General features: G+C 72.5%; 15 protein-coding genes and 3 pseudogenes. 8 read left to right on the forward strand and 10 right to left on the reverse strand.

The window, feature by feature from the left end; all coding sequences use genetic code 11:
* Positions 1-118: 118 nt before the first annotated feature.
* The 8 genes and pseudogenes from QUE40_RS16440 to QUE40_RS16470 form a co-directional block, all read right to left on the reverse strand.
* On the reverse strand, positions 119-2167 hold the full coding sequence (locus QUE40_RS16440; RefSeq protein WP_289231639.1) for a transglutaminase family protein: 2049 nt from the start codon (positions 2165-2167) through the stop codon (positions 119-121).
* Positions 2091-3584, reverse strand: a pseudogene (locus tag QUE40_RS19475) (transglutaminase family protein); the annotation flags it as partial. The gene QUE40_RS16440 and the pseudogene QUE40_RS19475, both read right to left, overlap by 77 nt.
* 21 nt (positions 3585-3605) lie before the next feature.
* Complete coding sequence (locus QUE40_RS16445; protein WP_289231640.1) at positions 3606-4673, reverse strand: hypothetical protein; 1068 nt, start codon at positions 4671-4673, stop codon at positions 3606-3608.
* Positions 4674-5463: 790 nt separating this feature from the next.
* Complete coding sequence (locus QUE40_RS16450) at positions 5464-5877, reverse strand: hypothetical protein (RefSeq protein ID WP_289231641.1); 414 nt, start codon at positions 5875-5877, stop codon at positions 5464-5466.
* A 247-nt stretch (positions 5878-6124) separates the two neighbouring features.
* Complete coding sequence (locus tag QUE40_RS16455; protein ID WP_289231642.1) at positions 6125-6757, reverse strand: class I SAM-dependent methyltransferase; 633 nt, start codon at positions 6755-6757, stop codon at positions 6125-6127.
* Positions 6741-7796, reverse strand: a complete 1056-nt coding sequence (locus tag QUE40_RS16460) for a prenyltransferase/squalene oxidase repeat-containing protein (protein WP_289231643.1) — start codon at positions 7794-7796, stop codon at positions 6741-6743. The genes QUE40_RS16455 and QUE40_RS16460 overlap by 17 nt, the downstream gene beginning before the upstream one ends.
* Positions 7793-8509 carry a class I SAM-dependent methyltransferase gene (locus QUE40_RS16465; RefSeq protein WP_289231644.1) on the reverse strand — a complete coding sequence of 239 codons (717 nt, stop codon included), beginning with the start codon at positions 8507-8509 and terminating at the stop codon, positions 7793-7795. Before QUE40_RS16465 ends, QUE40_RS16460 begins: the two co-directional genes overlap by 4 nt.
* On the reverse strand, positions 8506-9759 hold the full coding sequence (locus QUE40_RS16470) for a glycosyltransferase family 4 protein (protein ID WP_289231645.1): 1254 nt from the start codon (positions 9757-9759) through the stop codon (positions 8506-8508). Before QUE40_RS16470 ends, QUE40_RS16465 begins: the two co-directional genes overlap by 4 nt.
* A gap of 98 nt (positions 9760-9857) precedes the next feature.
* Here QUE40_RS16470 and QUE40_RS16475 point away from each other — a divergent pair, with 98 nt between their 5' ends.
* The 4 genes from QUE40_RS16475 to QUE40_RS16490 all read left to right on the forward strand — a co-directional run bounded on the left by QUE40_RS16475 (position 9858) and on the right by QUE40_RS16490 (position 13594).
* Positions 9858-10973, forward strand: a complete 1116-nt coding sequence (locus QUE40_RS16475) for a serine hydrolase domain-containing protein (RefSeq protein WP_289231646.1) — start codon at positions 9858-9860, stop codon at positions 10971-10973.
* A gap of 21 nt (positions 10974-10994) precedes the next feature.
* A complete protein-coding gene (locus QUE40_RS16480; RefSeq protein ID WP_289231647.1) occupies positions 10995-11456 on the forward strand; it encodes a hypothetical protein in 462 nt (153 codons plus the stop codon).
* A 114-nt stretch (positions 11457-11570) separates the two neighbouring features.
* Positions 11571-12968 carry a purine-cytosine permease family protein gene (locus tag QUE40_RS16485; RefSeq protein WP_289233112.1) on the forward strand — a complete coding sequence of 466 codons (1398 nt, stop codon included), beginning with the start codon at positions 11571-11573 and terminating at the stop codon, positions 12966-12968.
* A gap of 104 nt (positions 12969-13072) precedes the next feature.
* Entirely contained in the window at positions 13073-13594 is a 522-nt protein-coding gene (locus tag QUE40_RS16490) for a cysteine hydrolase family protein (protein WP_289231648.1), read from the forward strand.
* Positions 13595-13715: 121 nt separating this feature from the next.
* Here QUE40_RS16490 and QUE40_RS16495 read toward each other — a convergent pair whose 3' ends face one another.
* Together QUE40_RS16495 and QUE40_RS19480 are read right to left on the reverse strand one after the other, a co-directional pair.
* On the reverse strand, positions 13716-15269 hold the full coding sequence (locus QUE40_RS16495; protein ID WP_289231649.1) for a class I adenylate-forming enzyme family protein: 1554 nt from the start codon (positions 15267-15269) through the stop codon (positions 13716-13718).
* Positions 15266-16173, reverse strand: a pseudogene (locus tag QUE40_RS19480) (phosphotriesterase family protein). Before QUE40_RS19480 ends, QUE40_RS16495 begins: the two are co-directional and overlap by 4 nt.
* Before the next feature lie 187 nt (positions 16174-16360).
* Here QUE40_RS19480 and QUE40_RS16510 point away from each other — a divergent pair.
* The 4 genes and pseudogenes from QUE40_RS16510 to QUE40_RS16525 all read left to right on the forward strand — a co-directional run bounded on the left by QUE40_RS16510 (position 16361) and on the right by QUE40_RS16525 (position 19451).
* Positions 16361-17382 (forward strand): annotated as a pseudogene (locus QUE40_RS16510) (ATP-dependent 6-phosphofructokinase).
* A gap of 146 nt (positions 17383-17528) precedes the next feature.
* Complete coding sequence (locus tag QUE40_RS16515) at positions 17529-17705, forward strand: hypothetical protein (RefSeq protein ID WP_289231651.1); 177 nt, start codon at positions 17529-17531, stop codon at positions 17703-17705.
* A gap of 95 nt (positions 17706-17800) precedes the next feature.
* Entirely contained in the window at positions 17801-17965 is a 165-nt protein-coding gene (locus tag QUE40_RS16520; protein ID WP_289231652.1) for a hypothetical protein, read from the forward strand.
* Between the two features lie 193 nt (positions 17966-18158).
* On the forward strand, positions 18159-19451 hold the full coding sequence (locus QUE40_RS16525; RefSeq protein WP_289231653.1) for a hypothetical protein: 1293 nt from the start codon (positions 18159-18161) through the stop codon (positions 19449-19451).
* The last annotated feature ends 17 nt before the right edge of the window (positions 19452-19468 follow it).

Genomic DNA, 19468 nt, shown 5'->3' on the forward strand with positions numbered 1-19468 from the left:
AGTAGGGCACATCCACGCTGATCGAGTAGGGCGAGGCGCTAGCCGAGTCCGTATCGAGATCACCCACCAGGGTCTCGATACGCCTCGCCTACCGGCTCGGCTACTCGACCAGCGTGGGTCAGCGGTCGCCCGGGAGGTGGCGGCGCAGGTCGAGGGTCGTGGGGTACTCCGTCGCGGCGGAGCCGAACCCGACGCCCGAGACGGGCCAGTGCGAGGAGTCGACCTCGCCGAGGCTGTGCCCGATCGCCTCGAAGCGCGACCCGCGACGCGTCTCGGCCGCGGCGGCGTTGACGGGGTAGTCGTCGTAGGAACGGCCGCCCGGGTGCACCACGTGGTAGGTGAACCCGCCGAGCGAGCGCCGGCTCCACAGGTCGACCACGTCGAACGTCAGCGGCGAGTGCACCCCGATCGTCGGGTGCAGCGCCGACGGCGGCGCCCACGCCCGGAACCGGACGCCACCCACGAACGCCGCGGCGCCCGACCCGGTGGATATCCCTGTGCCCCAACCGGTTCCGCCGACAGGGACCATCGGCACCGGCACCCCGTTGCAGGTGACGACGTGCCGGCCCTCGACGAGCCCGGACGCGGCGACCTGCACCTTCTCGACCGAGCTGTCGACGTAGCGCGACGTCCCCGACTGGCTGATCTCCTCCCCGAGCACGTGCCACGGCTCGACCGCCTGCCGCAGCTCCAGGTGCACCCCGGCGACGTCGGTCTCGCCCAGCCGTGGGAAGCGGAACTCCAGGAACGGCTCGAACCACGCCTCGTCCAGCTGCGGCGCGTTGGGTCCGGTGGTCGCGAGCCACCGGTTGGTGTCGGCGACGACGTCGCGCAGGTCGGCCGCGGCGAACGCCGGCAGGAGGAACCGGTCGTGCAGCCGCGATCCCCACCGCACCAGCGGCGCGGCGTACGGCTCGTCCCAGAACCGCGCGACCAGGGAGCGCACGAGCAGTGCCTGCACCAGCGACATCTGGGCGTGCGGCGGCATCTCGAACCCGCGCAGCTCCAGCAGCCCGAGCCGCCCGCGCTCGGTGTCGGGGCTGTAGAGCTTGTCGATGCAGAACTCGGCCCGGTGGGTGTTGCCGGTGATATCGGTCAGCAGGTGCCGCAGCAGCCGGTCGGTGAGCCACAGCTGGGAGGTGCGCTGCCGCGCGCGTCGCTCCTCGAACGGCTCGTCGAACCGCTTGTCCTGCTCGATCTGCGAGCGCAGCTCCGCCTCGCTCGACCCGGTCACCCGGTCCAGCTCGGCGAACGCGGTCTCCAGCTCGTAGAGCGTCTCGTGCCGTCCCTCGTCGACCCGCGGGGACTGCGAGGTGGGGCCGATGAACCGGCCGGAGAAGACGTACGACAGCGCCGGGTGGTGCTGCCAGTACGTCAGCATCGAGCGCAGCAGGTCGGGCCGGCGCAGCAGCGGCGAGTCCGCGGGCGTGGGGCCGCCGAGGGTGATGTGGTTGCCGCCGCCGGTGCCGGTGTGGGTGCCGTCGACGTCGAACTTCTCGGTGGCCAGCCGGGTCTGGCGCGCGTCCTCGAACAGCGTGGTGGTCAGCTCGCGCAGGTCGGCCCACGTCGAGGTGGGCTGCACGTTGACCTCGATGACGCCGGGGTCGGGGGTGACCGACAGCGAGCGCACCCGCGGGTCGCCCGGCAGCGGATAGCCCTCCAGCACGACCGGCACGCCGGCCTCGGCGGCGGCGCCCTCGACGGCCGCCACCAGCTCCAGCGCTGCGTCGAGCTGCTCGACCGGCGGCAGGAAGACGAACACGTGACCGTCGCGCTCCTCGACGGTGAGGGCTGTGCGCGGGGCGTCGGCGATGTCGCGCACCGCCGCCGGACGTACGTCCGTGCCCAGCTCGTCGGGCGCCGGCAGCTCTCCCCGCTCGGCGAACGTCGACAGCTCCGGCTCCTGCGGGGCCTCGCCCCACGCCACCGAGTCGAGCGGCAGCCGCAGCCCCATCGGCGAGGTGCCGGCCGTGAGGAACAGGTGCCGGCGCCGCGTGCGCCACCGGGCCGTGCCCCACCCTCGCTCTCGCTGTCGCGGAAGATCGGCAGCACCCAGCCGCGCGGCTCCCCGCCCGGGCGTCGAGCTCGTCGATCTTGCGCGCCCGCACGTCGGGCCGGTCGAGGTCGCGGTCGGTGGGGTCGAGGTCGTCGGCGGGCCGCGCCTCACCCGCCGGGCGACGCGCCTCGGACCAGATGTCGTTGAGCACGTCTTCGTAGGCCGGCTGCACGAAGTCGTCGTCGATGCCGAGCCGCGAGGCGATGCCCTTGGCGACCTGCTCGCTGCTCGCCGCGTCGACGTCGCGCGGGTCGCCCCAGGGGTCGTCGAGCAGCGACTGGTCGCGCCACAGCGGCTGACCGTCGGCGCGCCACGAGAGCTGAATCTGCCAGCGCGGCAACGGCTCTCCCGGATACCACTTGCCCTGGCCGTGGTGCACGAGACCGTTCGGCGCCCAGCGCTCGCGCAGCCGCCCGGCCAGCTCGCGCGCCCGCTCCCGCTTCTGCGGGCCGTCGGCGCTCGACTCCCACTCGTCGGCCGAGGTGTCGCCGGCGGCGACGAACGTCGGCTCCCCGCCCATGGTCAACCGGACGTCCTCACGCTCGAGCAGGCCGTCGACGTACGACCCCAGCACGTCGACCTGCTCCCACTGCTCGGGGCTGTAGGGCTTGGTCACCCGCGCGTCCTCGTGCACGCGAGTCACGGTGTTGGAGTAGGAGAACTCGACGTCGCACACCTCGGTCGCGCCGGTGATCGGCGCGGCGGAGCTCGGGTGCGGCGTCGCCGACAGGGGGATGTGCCCCTCCCCGCAGAGCAGGCCGCTCGTCGCGTCGAGCCCGACCCAGCCGGCGCCGGGGACGTAGACCTCGGCCCACGCGTGCAGGTCGGTGAAGTCCTGCGCGGGGCCGTCGGGGCCGTCGATCGCCTCGACGTCGGAGGTCAGCTGCACGAGATATCCCGACACGAACCGCGCGGCGAGCCCCAGCTGGCGCAGCGTCGACACGAGCAGCCACGCGCTGTCGCGGCACGACCCGAGCCGCTTGGTGAGCGTCTCGTCGGGCGTCTGCACCCCGACCTCGAAGCGCACGGTGTAGCCGATGTCGCGGTTGACCGCCTGGTTCAGCGCCACGAGGAAGTCGACGATCCCCTGGCCGTCGGCGGGGCGGTTGTCGGCCAGCCACTGGCGTACGACGGGGCCGGGTCCGCTCCCCGCGTCGCCCTCGTCGACGGGCACCAGGTAGGGGTCGAGCTCGGCGCGCAGGCCGTCGGGGTAGCTGAACGGATAGGTCTGGGCGTAGTCCTCGACGAAGAAGTCGAACGGGTTGATGACCGTCATGTCGGCGACGACGCCGACGGTGATGTCGAGCTCGGACACCCGCTCGGGGAAGACCAGGCGGGCGAGGTAGTTGCCGAACGCGTCCTGCTGCCAGTTGAGGAAGTGGCCGCGCGGGCTGACCTTGAGCGAGTACGCCTGGATGGGCGTGCGCGTGTGCGGCGCCGGCCGCAGCCGCACCGTGTGCGGGAAGACCTTGACCGGCCGGTCGAAGGTATAGGTCGTCCGGTGCTCCAGGGCCACACGAATGGTCACCCCGCCAACCTAACGAAGGCCTCAGGTGAGCCCGTCGATCACCTGGACGGAGGTGATCCCCTCGGCGAGCACCGTGGTGCGGCCGGTGCGCAGGTCGTGGCGGGCGTACTGCCCCGGCGGGAGGTAGGCCTCGCGGCTCGTGGTGACCGTCAGCCACAGGGTCGACCCGCGGCCGGCGACGATGTCGCGCACGGGCGCGGTGCCGGAGGCGGGCGCGGGCCAGACCGGCCACACCTTGCCCGCGCGCACGAACACCGGCCCGTTCGGGGCGTACGTCCGGGTCGCCGTCACCGGCGACGTCGGCCACACCTTCTTCAGCCCCTGCTGGTGCGCGCCGATCAGGCGGGCGCGCCCGGTCGAGGGGTCGACGACGTACGTGTTCTCGCTGCCGGGCTGGTCGCCGCACCACAGCTTGGGGGCGCCGTCGGACCACAGGCCGCTGGGGTAGCAGGCCACCGGCTGGGGGTTGCGGGTGGAGCTGACCAGCCGGCCCGTAGGGATGTCGACGACGTCGATGCCGGTGGGGGTGGCGTACATCAGCGTGGTGCCCCCGGGCGACACGGCCGGGCTCTCCCCGGTACGCCCGGGGATGGTGCGCACGATCGTGCCGCGTCGGTCGCGGATCGCCGTGTAGGTGCGTGGATAGGCCTCGGTCGTGACCAGCGTGCCGCCGCCGCCGAACAGCACGTCCGCGTCGTGCCCCAGCACGAACCGGTGCGACTCGCCGGTCTCGAGGTCCCAGACGGTGAACGGCGTGGGCACGTCGGGGCTGGCCCCCACAACCTTCGTCAGGATGCGGCGGCCGTCGTGGGAGATGTCCACGACCGTGCTGTTCGGGGAGACCTGGCCGACGGTCTGCTCGCGCCCGTCGGGGCTCACGAGCACCAGCTCGGTCGGCCGGTTCGCCGCACCCCGGGTCGCGGCCGCCCACCCGATCGCCCAGCTGCCCTCCGCGGGCAGGTCGAACGGTGAGGTCGGCGCGTCGGGGCCGCCGTCGTACGTCAGCGCGCGGGTGACCACGACCGTCGCCGCCACCACGACCGCCAGGGCGACCAGCGCAACCATCCCAGCGCGGATCCTGCGCGCCATCGTGCCTGCCTCCCTCACGCTCGCCGACCCGGGGTCGCGGCCGCCCTGCGCACCCCGTGACTGTGCAGGACACGCGGTAGGCGACACCGCGCGTACCGCGTGTCGTGCACAGTCACGCTCCCCTCGGTCGGCGGGTCCCGATCCCCCGACTCAGGGGCGGCGGCCGAAACGCTGCTGCGCGGCCTGCTTGGAGACACCCAAGCCGGCTCCGATGACCGTCCACGACGTCCCCCGCGGCGCGCTTCGGCGACCACGTCGGCCAGCTGTTCCTGCGCGGCCTCGACCTTCTCCGCCGCAGCGATGATGGCCCGCAGGTGAGCCGCGTCGCGCCCATGGTGGGTCGCGGGGTCAATCAGCTCCAGGCCGGTGTCGTGCGTCGTGGTTCGGGTCATCGAGATCACCTGAGGTAGTCGTAGAACTTCGCGCGGAGACGGTCGGCATGGATGATCCGCGTCGGGCCACTGCTGGGGACGAGCACAAGCTCCAGCAGCCGCCCGCTTCGGTCAGCGCCGATGACCAGCAGTCGCTCCTCCCCCTCGTACTCGTACTCGACGTTCGCAGAGCGTTGCGCCAGGCATGGCGGATGTCTTCGTCTGCGAGGCCATGTCGTCGCGCGCTCTGCTCTATATGCACGTGTCCAAGACATCGTGACGCACCGACACCGTCAATGCAACCTTGACGTCGAGTCTCGATACGAGCCCGTTCCCCGCGCCACGCGACCCCTGGGTCGGCGGTGAGCGGCGCTACCTCGAGCGCAACCGTGAGGCCGGCTCGAGGTAGCGCCAAGTGGTCAGCAGCCGCCCCAGGAAATTGATCGTTCGACGATGACGTCGGGTCGTTCAGCCACGGTGAGGGTGGCCTTTGCGTTGTAGCAATCGCTGTCGGTGTACAGCTTCGAGGCGGAGCCTGCTGACAGCGGCGCCCCCGCGGGCAGTGCGTCTGCGGTGGCGACTCCGGGCTGGCCCCAATCTGGATTCCCGAACATCATCTTCCAGGCCACGACTTCCACCCGCACGCCCGTGGTGGGCTGGTCACAGGTGGCTGTGCCGTTGGCCACGACGTTCCAGTTCACCTCGTCCGGCCCCATGGTGAGGTCGATGTCGCAGTTCGGCTGGTCGGCCTGCGCCGGGCCGGCTGCGGTGATGCCGGCCGCGCCCAGGGTCGTGATCGCGGCCAGTGCAATCGATGCTGCACGTCGTCGCATGGTTGGTCCCCCTTCGCGTGGCCCCGCTCGCTCGGCTGCGAACGGGCTTGGTCTGCACGACCCTGGGCGAACCGGGCGGGGCAGCCCAACCCTTGAAGAGGCTGCTCTCAAACCGGATCCACGGCGACAGCGGCTACTCCCGGGGTCGAGTGGTCACTTGTTGCTGGTGTGAGGGGCGGCGCACCCACCACAAGTGACCACTCAGCGGCCGGTGGGGGTGGGTCTCGATACGCGCTCGTTCCTCGCGCTACTCGACCGGCTTGGGTCGGGGGCGGCGGAGGGTGCGCAGGGAGCCGGTGACCGAGACCTGCTCGAAGCCGTCGGTGAGGGCGCGTTCGACCACGTGCCAGGGGGCCTGGCCGCCGTCGGCGGGGTCGGGGAAGACGTCGTGCACCAGCAGCAGGCCGCCGGGCACGACGTGCGGGGCGAACGCGGCGTAGTCGTGCTGCGCGGTCTCCTCGGTGTGGTTGCCGTCGAGGAACAGCAGCTCGACGCCGGTCTGCCACCACGACGCGACCTGCGCGGTGGTCGCGACGACCGCGGTCACGACGTCGGCGAGATGGTCGTCGTACGTCTGCCGGAACGTCGGGAGCGTATCGAGCCGCCCGGTGCGCGGGTCGACCATCGAGGTGTCGTGCCACTCCCAGCCCGGCTGGTTCTCCTCCGACCCGTGGTGGTGGTCGACGGTCACGACCTGGGCGCCGACCTCGCGGGCGGCCGCCGCGAGCAGCACGGTGGACTTCCCGCAGTAGGTCCCGATCTCCAGCCAGGTGCCGGGGCGGGCGGAGGTGGCGACGGCGTACAGCGCCTCGCCCTCGTCGCCGGGCATGAATCCCTTGACGGCGGAAGCGATCTCGGCGGTCTCAGCTGGCAGCGTCATCGGCGCGGTCGTCCTCCACCCAGGCGTAGTCACGGAAGATGCCGGAGCCGCCGGTGGTCCCGGTGACGGCGTCGACGGCGAGCACCACGGCGGCGGCGGTCCAGGTGGTCTGCTCCTCCGGCCACACGGCGTCGTCGTCGACGACATAGCCGGTCCAGTAGCCGCCGGTCGCGTCGTCGCGCATCTGCTGGATGTCGCACAGCAGCCGCCGCGCGTCATCGGTGCGGCCCACCGCGTCGAGCGCCATGACCAGCTCGCTGCTCTCGGCCGCGGTGACCCAGGGCCGGTCGCTCACGCAGCGCGCGCCCTGGCCCGGCCAGACGAAGGTGTCCCACTGCTCGGCCAGCAGCCCGAGCGCGGCGTCGGAGCGCAGCGCGCCGCCGAGCACGGGGTAGTACCAGTCCATGGAGTAGCGGCTGCGGTCGGCGAAGCTCTCGGGCCGCTCGACCAGCGCCTCGTGCAGCCGCGCGGCCGACCGCTCCCACTGTGGTCGCGCGTGCCCGAGGTGGGCGGCGATCTCCAGCGCGCACACGATCGAGTGCAGCGTGCTGGCCGACCCGGTGCGCAGCGCGAACGTGTCGGGACGCCGGTCGGCGGACACCGCCCAGGCGATCTCGCCGCCCGGAAGCTGTTGCCGCAGAACGAAACCCACGGCCCGGTCGACCGCCGGCCACAGCTCGCGCAGCAGCGCGCTGGACCCGGTGACCAGGTGGTGGTGCCACAGGCCGGTGGCCAGGTAGGCGCACTGGTTGGTGTCGGACGCGGCCTCGGTGACCACCCCGTCGCGCTGCTCCATCGGCCAGGACCCGTCGGTCGCCTGGGTGCGCGCCGACCAGCGATAGGCCGCAGCCGCGGCGTCGGCGTGACCGAGCACGGCCAGCCCCATCGCCGCCTCGACGTGGTCCCACGGGTCGAGCTGCCCGCCGCGCCACCACGGGATCGCCCCGGAGTCGTCCTGGTGCTCGAGCAGGAACGCGCCCGTGCGGCGCAGCTGCTCGGCGGTCAGGGCGCCCTCGAGGTGCAGCTCCCGCGGCGTCATCGCGCCTCCGGCTTGCGCAGGTAGACCGCCACGCTCTTGCCCAGCACGGGGTTGAGCGCGGCCTCGCTCCACCGGGTCAGCCGCGGCGCCTTCATCAGGTCCCAGACCAGCAGCCGGTGGTAGGCCCGGGTCGCCGCGTTCTCGGTGTCGGGCCCGACCGCGCACTTGAGCCACCAGTACGGCGAGTGCAGCGCGTGCGCGTGGTGCCCGCCGACCAGCTCCAGGCCCGCACGCTCCAGCCGCTCCACCAGCTCGCTGCGCCGGTAGACGCGCACGTGGCCGCCCTCGACCTCGTGATACTCGTCGGACAGCGCCCAGCAGACCTTCTCGGGCCACCAGCGCGGCACGGTCACCGCGGCGAGCCCGCCGGGCTTCAGCACCCGGGCGATCTCGGCCATCGCGGTCTCGTCCTCGTGGATGTGCTCGAGCACCTCGGCGGCGATGACCCGGTCGAAGCTGCCGTCGGCGAAGGGCATGTCGCGCGCGTCGCCGTGCTGCACCTGCCCCTGCCCGCCGGGACCGACCTCGCCCTCGAGCTCCATCGCGCCGAACATCGTCTTCACGTCGGCGAGGTCGGACTCGTTGCTGTCGAACGCCGTCACGTCGGCCCCGCGGCGCAGCACCTCGAAGCTGTGCCGGCCCTGGCCGCACCCGACGTCGAGCACGGTGGTGCCCGGGGTGATCGGGAACTGCTTGAAGTCGACGGTGATCATGCGTTGGTCTCCCGGGGGATGGCGCGAGAAGCGTTGTGCTCGCTCACGATTCGCTCATAGATGTCGCTCGTGGCCTGGGCCACGGCGGCCCAGGAGTAGGTCGTGATGGCCCGCCGCCGACCGACGGCGCCCAGGCGCGCGGCCCGCACCGGGTCAGCCAGTACGTCGGTGATCCCCTGCGCGAGCGCCGCCGGGTCTCCCGGGGCCACCAGCAGCCCGGCGTCGTCGCCGACCAGCTCGGGCAGCGCGCCGACGCGGGAGGCGACCACGGGCGTTCCGGTCGACATGGCCTCGACCGTCGGCAGCGAGAACCCCTCGTAGAGCGAGGGCACCACGCACGCCTGCGCGGACGCGAGGAGGTCGGCGAGCTCGAGGGTCGACAGCCCCTGCTCGAAGCGCACCCGGTCAAGCAGGCCAGCGTCGGCGAGCGCCTTGCTCGTCCGCTCGCTCGGCCGGCCGACGACGACCAGCTCGGACCAGGCCAGCGGGTCGAGGCGCGCCAGCGCCTGCACGAGCACCCCGAGGCCCTTGAGCGGCACGTCGGCCGAGGCGATGGTGACGAGCCGGCCGGGGTGGCGCTCGGCGTACGGCCGTGCGGCGAAGGTCTCGACGTCGACGCCGACGGGCACGACGTCGAGCCGCTCCCGCGGGACCTCGAAGTCGGCGACGATGTCGCGGGCCGACTGCTCGCTCACCGTGAGCAGGTGGGCCGAGCGCTGGGCGACGCGGCGCTGCATGGTGACGAAGGCGTACCACCGGCGCTTGGTGATGCGTTGCAGCCCGCGGGCCGCGGCCAGCTCGAGCCGCCGGTCGCGGGTGATCGGGTGGTGGATGGTCGTGAGGGTCGGCAGCCCGCGCCGGGCCAGCTCGAGCACGCCGGGGCCGAGGGTCTGGTTGTCGTGCAGCACGTCGAACTCGCCGAGCCGGCCGCGCAGCTCGCGTGCCAGCCGCCAGGAGAACGTGCGCGGCTCGGGGAAGCCGCTCGCGCACATGGTGAGGAACTCGGCGACGTCGATGCGGTCGCGGAACTCGCGCAGCCCCGGGCGGCGGAACGGGTCGTCGTCGCGGTAGAGGTCCAGGCTCGGCAGCCTGGTGAGCCGCACGCCGGGGTCGAGCTCGGGATAGGGCTGGCCGGAGAAGACCTCGACCTCGTGACCCAGCCGCACCAGCTCGCGCGACAGGTTGCGCACGTAGATGCCCTGCCCGCCGGAGTGCGGCTTGGAGCGGTACGACGACAGCGCGACGCGCACGCGCGTCACCTCCTCGCAGCCGGGTGGACAGGGTGAACTCGTGGGTAACGTTACGCGCCACCGGAAAGGGTGAGGGCGTCGCGGGCGTTGGGTCTGGCATGAGCATCCCTGAACTCGACGCCGTCATCGACCGAGCCATCGCCGACGAGGTGATCGCGGGCACCGTCGTGCTGGTCGCCCGCGACGGAGAGGTGGTGCACGAGCGCGCCGCCGGCTTCGCCGACCTCGCCGAGCAGCGGCCGATGCGCGTCGACCACCTGCTGCGCTACGCCTCGCTGACCAAACCGATCACCGCGCTCACCACGATGGCGCTCGTCGAGCGCGGCACGCTCGACCTGACCAGCCCGGTGACGCGCTGGCTGCCGGACTTCCGCCCGCGCCTCGCCGACGGCACCGAGCCGGCCATCACCGTCGACCACCTGCTCACCCACACCGCCGGGCTGACGTACGGATTCGGTGGCGCCACAGGCGAGTACGCCGCTCTCGGCATCTCCGACGGCATGGACCTCACCGACCTCACGCTGGCCGAGGAGGTCGAGCGGATCGGCCGCTCCACGCTGCTCTTCCCGCCCGGCGCCGCGTGGGCCTACTCCGTCGCGTACGACGTGCTCGGCGGCCTCGCCGAGGCCGCCACGGGCTCGGCGTTCCCCGACGTGGTGGCCGAGCTGGTGACGGGGCCGCTCGGGATGAGCCGGGCCGGGTTCGCGGTGACGCCGACGCCGGACCTGGCGACGGCGTACCAGGACGGGCGGCCGCCCACCCCGATCCGGGACGGGGTGCCGGTGCCGACGCCCGACGGCGGGCCGGGGCTGCTGCTGTCGCCGAGCCGCATCTTCCACGCCGACCAGTTCCCCTCCGGCGGTGGCGGGATGGTCGGCGACGCGGCGGGGTTCTTGCGCCTGCTCGAGGCGGCGCGCACCGGCGGCGCGGGCGTGCTGCGCCCGGAGACGGTCGAGGGGATGCTCGAGCCGCGGGTGAAGCGGCCAGTCGCGCCGGGGGTGAGCGGGGCGTTCGGCCGCGGCTGGGCGGTGATCACGCCGCGCGAGACGACGCCGCTCACCCCCGGCAGCGTGCAGTGGGGCGGGGTCTACGGCAACGCCTGGGCCATCGACCGCGAACGGCGGGTGAGCGTCGTGCAGCTCACCAACACCTCCCTCGCCGGCATGGCCGGCCCGTTCCCCGACGCGGTGCTGGAGGCGGCCCTGGCCGGCTGACCGGGTGGCTACGCTGCGCGCGTGGCTGAGGCACTGGTCGGGCGACCGCACTGGAGTCGCCGGTTCGCCATGGCCGTGGGGACGCTCTTGGCACTGCCGACCGGGGCGTACGGCGTGCTGCGCGGCGAGCCGGCCGCGCTGGTCTTCCTGCTCGTCGGGCTGTACGCCCTGACGGACGTCGCGTGGTGGAAGGTGCGCGTCACCGACACCGAGCTCGTCGCGCAGGGCCGGTTCAGCCGGCGCAGGGCCACCCTCGCGACCGTCCGCGACCTCGGCATCTCCACGTTCGGCACCGTCTGGGTGGCGCCGGCCGACGGGCGGGCGTTCTCGCTGCGCATGGTGTCGCCGTACGGCGAGGGCGGGGTGCAGGACTTCTACCGCGAGCTGCGCACCCGGGTGGTCGCTGCGGGCGGCGCGCCCGGCCGCGCCCCCGACGACCTGAGCCTGCCGCCCAAGGGCGCGCACCCGGTCTTCAGCGTCTGAGTCTTCAGCGTCCGAGCGGGCGTACGTCCGCGGTCGCCGCACTAGGTTGGCGCCCATGTCCACCGAAGCAGCCCCGCGCAGGACGGGGCGGCCGCCGCCGTCGAGGCGAACGGCCTGAACGTCATCGCCGAGTCCGAGCGGCACGGCACGCCGCGGTCGCTGTTCTGGCCGTGGTTCGCCGCGAACATCTCGGTGCTCGCGATCCCCTACGGCGCCTACGTGCTCTTCTTCGGCGTCTCGTTCTGGCAGGCCGTGGTCGTCGGCGTGATCGGCGTCGTCGGCTCGTTCCTGCTGTGCGGGCTGGTGTCGCTCGCGGGCAAGCGCGGGTCGGCGCCGACGATGGTGCTGTCCCGGGCGGCGTTCGGGGTCGAGGGCAACCGGCTGCCGGCGTTCGTGTCGTGGATGCTGCTCGTCGGGTGGGAGATCGTGCTGGTCGTGCTCGCGACCCAGGCGGGCAGCGCCGCCCTGCAGCGCCTCGGCTGGGGTGACGGCGGCACCGGCGTGAAGCTGCTGATCATCCTGGTCGTCGTCGGGATCAGTGTGTTCGCAGGGGTTTTCGGATACCAGGCGATCATGAAGGTGCAGACCTGGATCACGCTCGCGACCGCGGTGCTGACGATCGCGTACATGCTGCTGTCGCTCGACCACATCGACTTCTCCAGGGTCACGACGCTGGAGTCGGGGTCGCTCGCGTCGACCCTCGGCGCGGGCGTGATGCTGCTGACCGCGCTCGGGCTCGGGTGGACCAACGCGGCCGCCGACTACTCGCGATACCTGCCGCGCTCGGCGTCCAGCGCGGGGGTCGTCGGCTGGACGACGTTCGGGGCGTCGGTCGCGCCGCTGGTGCTGTTCGTGTTCGGTCTGCTGCTCGCCGGCTCGGAGCAGGCGACGATGGACGGCCTGGCGGCCGACCCGTTCGGCACGCTGGCCGGGCTGCTGCCGACCTGGTTCATGATCCCGTTCGTCGTGGTCGTGGTGCTGGGGCTGATCGGCGGCATCGTGCTCGACATCTACTCCAGCGGCCTGTCGCTGCTGTCGATGGGGCTGCGCGTGCCGCGGGCGGTCGCCGCCGGCATCGACGGGGTGCTGATGACGGTCGGCGCGGTGCTCGTGACGTTCTTCGCGACCGACTTCCTCGGCCCGTTCCAGGGCTTCCTCATCACCGGCGGGGTGCCGCTGGCCGCGTGGCTGGGTGTCTTCCTCGGCGACATGGCGCTGCGCCGTCGCGACTATGCCGATGCCGACCTGTACGACCCGCGCGGCCGCTACGGCGCCGTGCGGTGGGGCGCGATCGGGCTGATGCTGCTCGGCACCGTCGTCGGCTGGGGTCTGGTGACCAACACGAACGCGTCGTGGCTGCGGTGGCAGGGCTACCTGCTCGGGCCGTTCGGCGGCAAGGAGGGCACCTGGGCCGGCGCCGGCCTCGGGGTGCTGGTGGCGCTGCTCGTCGGCCTGGTCGGCACGCTGGCGCTGAGCCGGGGAGCGGTGCGCGAGCAGGAGTCGCTGGATTGAGCGGCGAGGAGCGCGCAACGCAGGTTGCGGGCGAGGAACGAGCACGCGGCCGGAGTGCAGTGCGACCGAGCGCGACAGAAGGCACGGGCGAGGAGCTGTGCGACGTGCTGGTCTGCGTCGACCTGCAGCACGTCTTCGCCGACCCCGGATCCGACTGGGGCTCACCGATGTTCGCGGATGCGCGAGCGCGCATCGCGGAGCGGGTGCAGGCGTACGGCCCGGATCGGACGGTCTTCACCCGCTTCGTGGCGCCGGAGCGCCCGGCCGGGGCGTGGGTGGCGTACTACGAGCAGTGGCCGTTCGCGCTGGCGCCGGCCGACGGCGAGCTCTACGCCCTGATCCCGGAGTACGCCGGTCGCCCCACGGTCGACGAGCCCACCTTCGGCAAGTGGGCGCCGGCGCTGCAGCGGGCCCTCGGCGGGGCGCGGTCGGTGGAGCTCGTCGGTGTCGCCACGGACTGCTGCGTGATCTCCACGGCGCTGCCGATGTCGGACGCCGGGGTGCGCGTGGTGGTGCGCGCCGACGCCTGCGCCGGCTCGACCCCGCAGAACCACGCGAACGCGCTGGACGTGATGGCGCTCTACGCCCCGCTGATCGAGGTGCGAGGACGTCGGACAAGCCCTTAGTGGGCACCAACCGCCCGTCAGCGCAACTTTAAGAATTAAAGTTGCGTCGACGGTTCCGTGCGCCCAGAAATGGGACGCGGGGGTGCCTGCGCCGCCCCGGCGATAGGCCGCCCGTGACGGGTCACCAGAGCCGGTCGCCCCAGTCGTCGCTGTCGCGCAGCGGGCGCTTGAGGATCTTGCCGCCGGGGTTGCGCGGGAGCGGCTCGTCGCGCACGACGGCGTACTGCGGGATCTTGTAGTCGGCGATGCGGCCGCGCAGGTAGGCCAGGACGTTCTGCGGGTCGACGGTCTGCCCGGGGCGGGGGTAGAGCACCATGCCGACGGCCTCGCCGAGCACCGGGTTGGCGACGCCGACGACCGCGGCCTCGGCCACCCCGGGGGCGCCGGCGAGGGCATTCTCGACCTCGACGCTGTAGACGTTCTCTCCGCCGCGGTTGATCATGTCCTTGGCCCGGTCGATGATGTAGACGCGGCCCTCGTCGTCGACCCGCGCGAGGTCGCCCGAGCGCAGCCACCCGTCGACGAACGCCTCGCTCGTCTTCTCCGGCTTGTTCCAGTAGCCCGGGGTGATCGTCGGCCCGCGCATGAGCAGCTCGCCGACTCCGGTCTCGGGGTCGGTCATGAACAGCGCGAGGTCGACCACCGGCACCGGCCAGCCCACCGAGTCGGCGTGCTCGGCCGCCTCCTCGTCGGGCAGCCCGCACGCCAGCGCAGCCGTCTCGGTCATCCCGAAACCGTTGGAAACTCTCGCTTCTGGGAATGCGCGCTTGATCGCGTGCACCAGCGCCGGGGCGATGGGCGCCCCGCCGTAGCTCGCCCGCCGCACCGAGGAGATGTCGGTGCTCGGGAAGTCGGGGTGGGCGAGCATGAGGCCGTAGATCGCCGGGACCGTGGTGAGCGCGCTGATCCGCTCCTCCCCCACGGCGCGCAGCAGCCGGCCCACGTCGAGCGCGGGCAGGATCACGGCGGTGCCGCCGACGTACAGCGCGGTGAGGAGCTGGGAGTTGCAGCCGGTGACGTGGAAGAGCGGCACCGAGATGAGCGTGCGATAGGCCGGGCCGGTGACCGCGTCGCGGTCGTCGTCGGGGGTCGCGCGCAGCATCGACTCGCAGTTGGACAGGAACGCCTCGTGCGTGGTGAGCGCGCCCTTGGGCTGGCCGGTCGTGCCGGAGGTGTAGAAGATCGCGGCCACGTCGGCGTGCTCGGGCTCGACGACGACCGGGTCGCCGTCGGGCAGCGGCTCGCCCGGCCGGAAGACGTACGCCGCCGCCGAGTCCTCGAGGACGTACGCCACCTCGGGCTCGGCGAAGCGGGTGTTGACCGGCACCACGATCGCGCCGGCGACCATCGACCCGAGGAACGCGAGGGTCCAGTCGGTGCCGGCCGGCAGCAGGATCGCCGTGCGGTCGCCCGCCTGCACCCCCGCCGCGCGCAGGCCGCCGGCGACCCGCTGCGCGCGCTCCCACAGCTGGCCGTACGTCAGCCGCCCGCCGTCGAGCTCGACGACCGCCTCGTCGCCGGGGTGGGCCGCAGCGGCGTCGCGCAGCAGGTGGACCATCGAGACCGGCAGCCCGGCGTAGCGCGTGATGCCGTCGTCACCCAGCGTCAGGTTGCTGTCATCGAAACTCGTTGTCCTGCGCGGGATCTCGGCGATCAGGTCGTTGTCGACGGTCATGCGACCGGGGTGAAGTATCGGCGCGGGTTGTCGACCAGCATCGTGGTGATGTCCTCCTCCGTGACGCCCTGCGCGCGCAGCGCGGGCAGGACCTCGTCGTGGATGTGGGTGTAGTTCCAGCGCGGCTGCAGCTGCTCGGGGAGACCGGGCGGGAACCAGTCGATGTAGCAGGAGGCGTCCTGCGCGAGCACGGTGCGCTCGGCGTAGCCCTTGGCGCACAGCCGGGCGACGGTGTCGACGCGCTGCTCGAACGGCAGCAGGATGTCGAGCCCGAACCGGTCCATCCCGACGTAGGACCCGGCGTCGATCAGCCGCTCGAGGTAGTCCAGGTCGGTGGTGTCGCCGCTGTGCCCGATGACGACCTTGGTGAGGTCGACGCCACGCTCACGGAACACCCGCTGCACGACCAGCCCCTGCTGCGACTCGGCGTGGGTGTGCACGGTGATCGGCGCGCCGGTCTGCGCGTGCGCGTCGGCGACCGCGTGCAGCACCCGCTCGACCCCTCGGTCAGCCCGTGCGCCTCGATCGCGCACTTGAGGAACGCCGCCTTGATGCCGGTGCCGGCGATGCCCTCGGTGAGGTCCTTCACGAACAGCGGGGTCATCGGCTCCTCGCCGCCGAGCATGGTGCCGGGGCCGGTCAGCGAGAAGACGAACGGCAGGTCGCGGTAGGTGTAGAGCCCCGTCGCGGGGACGATGTGCAGGTCGACCTGCTCGTTGATGCGCGCGACCCGCTCGACGTCGCGGCCGAGCCCGAGCACGGTCGGGTCGACGATGGTGCGCACGCCAGCGTCGGTGAGCGCCCGCAGCTTGGTGACGGCGTCGTCGAACCGCTGCTGCTCGTCCCAGTGCTCGGGGTAGTTGCGCCGGTACTCCTCGTTGACCACGAACACGTGCTCGTGCATGAGCGTCGGTCCGAGATCGTCGACGTCGACCGGACCACGGATCGTGCTCACCGTCGCCACTACCGCCTCCTCGCGCTGGCCTGCTCCCGTGCTATCACCCCGGCGCTCCCGGTGGGGAACGAACGGGGTGGCCACTCACACCCTGAGACGACTCGCGCGTACGACATGGGCCCCTGACACTGGACGGGTGCACATCGGCATCCTGACCAGCGGCGGCGACTGTCCCGGCCTCAACGCAGTGATCCGGGGGCGGTCATCAAGGGCACCCGCATCCACGACCGGTCGTTCGTGGGGATCCGCGACGGCTGGCGCGGCCTCGTCGAGGACGACTGCTTTCCGTTGAAGCGCAAGCGAGTTCGCGGCCTGTCGGGCATGGGCGGCACGATCCTCGGCACGTCCCGCACGAACCCGTACGAGGGTGGCGGCCCCGAGCGGGTGCGCGAGGTCATGGCGAGGAACGACATGGACTCGCTCATCGCGATCGGCGGCGAGGGCACGCTCACCGCCGCACGGCGCCTCGCCGACGAGGGCATCCACGTGGTCGGGGTGCCGAAGACGATCGACAACGACCTGTCGGCCACCGACTACACCTTCGGCTTCGACACCGCGGTGTCGATCGCGACCGAGTCGATCGACCGGCTGCGCACGACCGCCGAGGCGCACCACCGCTGCATGGTCGTCGAGGTCATGGGTCGGCACGTCGGGTGGATCGCCCTGCACGCGGGGCTCGCGTCGGGCGCGCACGCGATCCTCATCCCCGAGGTCGCGACCACCCTCGACCAGATCGCCGAGTGGGTGCTCGAGGCGCAGCGCCGCGGGCGCGCCCCCGTCGTGGTGGTGGCCGAGGGGTTCGTGCTCGACGGCGAGGAAGAAGCCGTCGCGCAGCACGGGCTGGACGCGTTCGGCCGGCCCCGCCTCGGCGGCGTCGCGCAGCGACTGGCCCCGATGATCGAGGACGCCACGGGCATCGAGACCCGCCAGATGACGCTCGGCCACCTGCAGCGCGGAGGCAGCCCGACGGCGTACGACCGGGTGCTGGCCACCCGCTTCGGCGTCGGCGCGATCGACGCGGTCGTCGCCGAGCAGTGGGGGACGATGGTGGCGCTCGACGGGATCGACATCGCCACCGTGTCGCTCACCGACGCCGTCGGCACCCTCAAGACCGTCCCCCGCGCGCGCTACGACGAGGCTGCGATCCTGTTCGGGTGAGTCACGGGCAGATCGGGCGCCGATGATTGCCATGTGCAACACCACAACCTAGCCTCGCTCACATCGGGTGACGTCAACCTGCTGTCGCCATTCGTCGAACGTGCTCGGGGAGTACTCATGATTCGTCACCGTGTTGCGCCTATTTCATGAACGGCTCCACGGTGATCGGGTACCGGGTTGACCCGGGCACTCGCGCCGCGCTCGACGGCCTCGGCACGGAGCTCGAGCGCATCGCAGAGTTTCAGACTCGCGCCCCCGACTGGTGGCGGGTCGCGAAGTGCGTCGGCGGCGTCTCGGCACTCGAGCCCTGCTTGAAGGGGTGAACCGCGTGACGAGCCGCCATGGTGAAGCGCGCAGAGAACCGGGACTCGCGTCGGCATTCGGTGGGTCTCACACGTCCGCGCCCGCCCTGCTGCTCATGCTCGCCCTGGGCATGCTCCTGCTCGGGTATGCCGGGCAGGGACTCAGCGGTGAGCCGAGCTGGGGGCTGACGATCACGTACGTCGCGATGGTCGTGGCCGCGCTGGCGCTGTTGGCCGGGTGCGCGACCGGGGCTTTGCGGAGACTGCGCGAGCGGGGCTGACCCGCCCGGCCGACCACGCTCGTACTCCACCCGTCGTCGTCATCGGGGCGAGCACACCGCGACCCGTTGGTTACCCGCAGGTAGGAAACGGTGACGAGGCTCATGCGCTCCCGGGGCCGCGATGGCCCTGCGACCCCGCGCGGCTCTGGCATCGTGGAAGAGTTCTGCAGTCCTGCATCAGGGGAGGCCACCAGTGGGCAAGCACAGCGCCGACGAGGCACGGTCCGACGACGCGTCGGTGCCGGTCAAGACCCGCCAGGTGCGCGGGCCGCGGCCCGGGTACGAGCGCAGCACCGACGAGCCGACGCGTGAGCGCGTGCGCGAGATGCTCTCCCCGCGCGTCGTGGGGATCTTCGTCGCGTGCTTCCTCCTGCAGGCCGCGTTCATCGCGTCCTACGTCGGCGCGTTCCACGACCCCAAGCCGCAGGGCATCTCGGTCGCGGTCGCCGGGCCGACCACTCAGTTCGCGACCCAGACGGCGCAGCGGCTCAACGCCCTCCCCGACGGGCCGCTCGAGGCGACGACCGCGACCTCGGCCCAGGACGCGCGCGAGCAGGTGCGCACGGGAGAGGTGCAGACGGCGTACATCGTGAACCCGCAGACGACGCAGGACACCCTGCTCGTCGCGACCGCGCACGGGGCGAGCCTCGCCTCCGCGGCGCAGACCGTGCTGGAGCGGGTCGACGCCAGCCAGCAGCGCACGCTGCGCGTCGAGGACGTCGTGCCCGCGCTGCCCAAGGACGGCCGCGGCCTGACCGCGTTCTACCTCGTCGTCGGCTGGCTGGTCGGCGGATACCTGATGGCCTCGCTGCTCGGCATCCGCGCGGGCAACCGGTCGCGCAACTTCCGGCGCGCGCTGTGGCGTCTCGGTGGAGCGGTGGTCTATGCCGCCGCCTCGGGCATCGCCGGCGCAGCCATCGTCGACCTGTGGTTCGAGTCGCTGACCGGGCACTTCTGGCAGATCGCCGGCCTCGGCACGCTCGTGGTGCTGGCCGCCGGGTTCTTCACGTACGGCGCGGCCGCGCTGTTCGGCGTCGTCGGCATCGGCCTGGCGATCCTGATCTTCGTCGTGGTCGGCAACCCCAGCGCAGGCGGGGCGTACTCCTACGAGCTGCTGCCCGAGCCGTGGGCCTCGGTCGGGGCGTGGCTGCCGAACGGTGCCGGCGTGGACGCCGTGCGCTCGATCGTCTACTTCGGCGGCGAGAGCGTCGGCCGCGACCTGATGGTCCTGCTGGCCTGGATGGTGCTCGGGCTGGTCATCTACTTCGGCGTCGCCGCCCGGGTCTACTGGGGCATGAAGCGTGACGTGTGGGGTCCCGGCGACGAGCCGGCGGGGCGGCACCGCAGCGGCGCTGGTGCGGCGGAGGAGTCCGACGACGCCGACGCCGACGACCGGCGCGAGATCGGTGACGGGGACGACGAGGTGGTGGACCAGGAGTCCGGCTCGGGCGCCGACTCCGACGCGCAGGTGCGCGAGCGCGGTTGAGGCGGCTCGGGCGGGGC

It is taken from the genome of Barrientosiimonas endolithica, from assembly GCF_030296655.1.
Lineage (GTDB): Bacteria > Actinomycetota > Actinomycetes > Actinomycetales > Dermatophilaceae > Barrientosiimonas > Barrientosiimonas humi.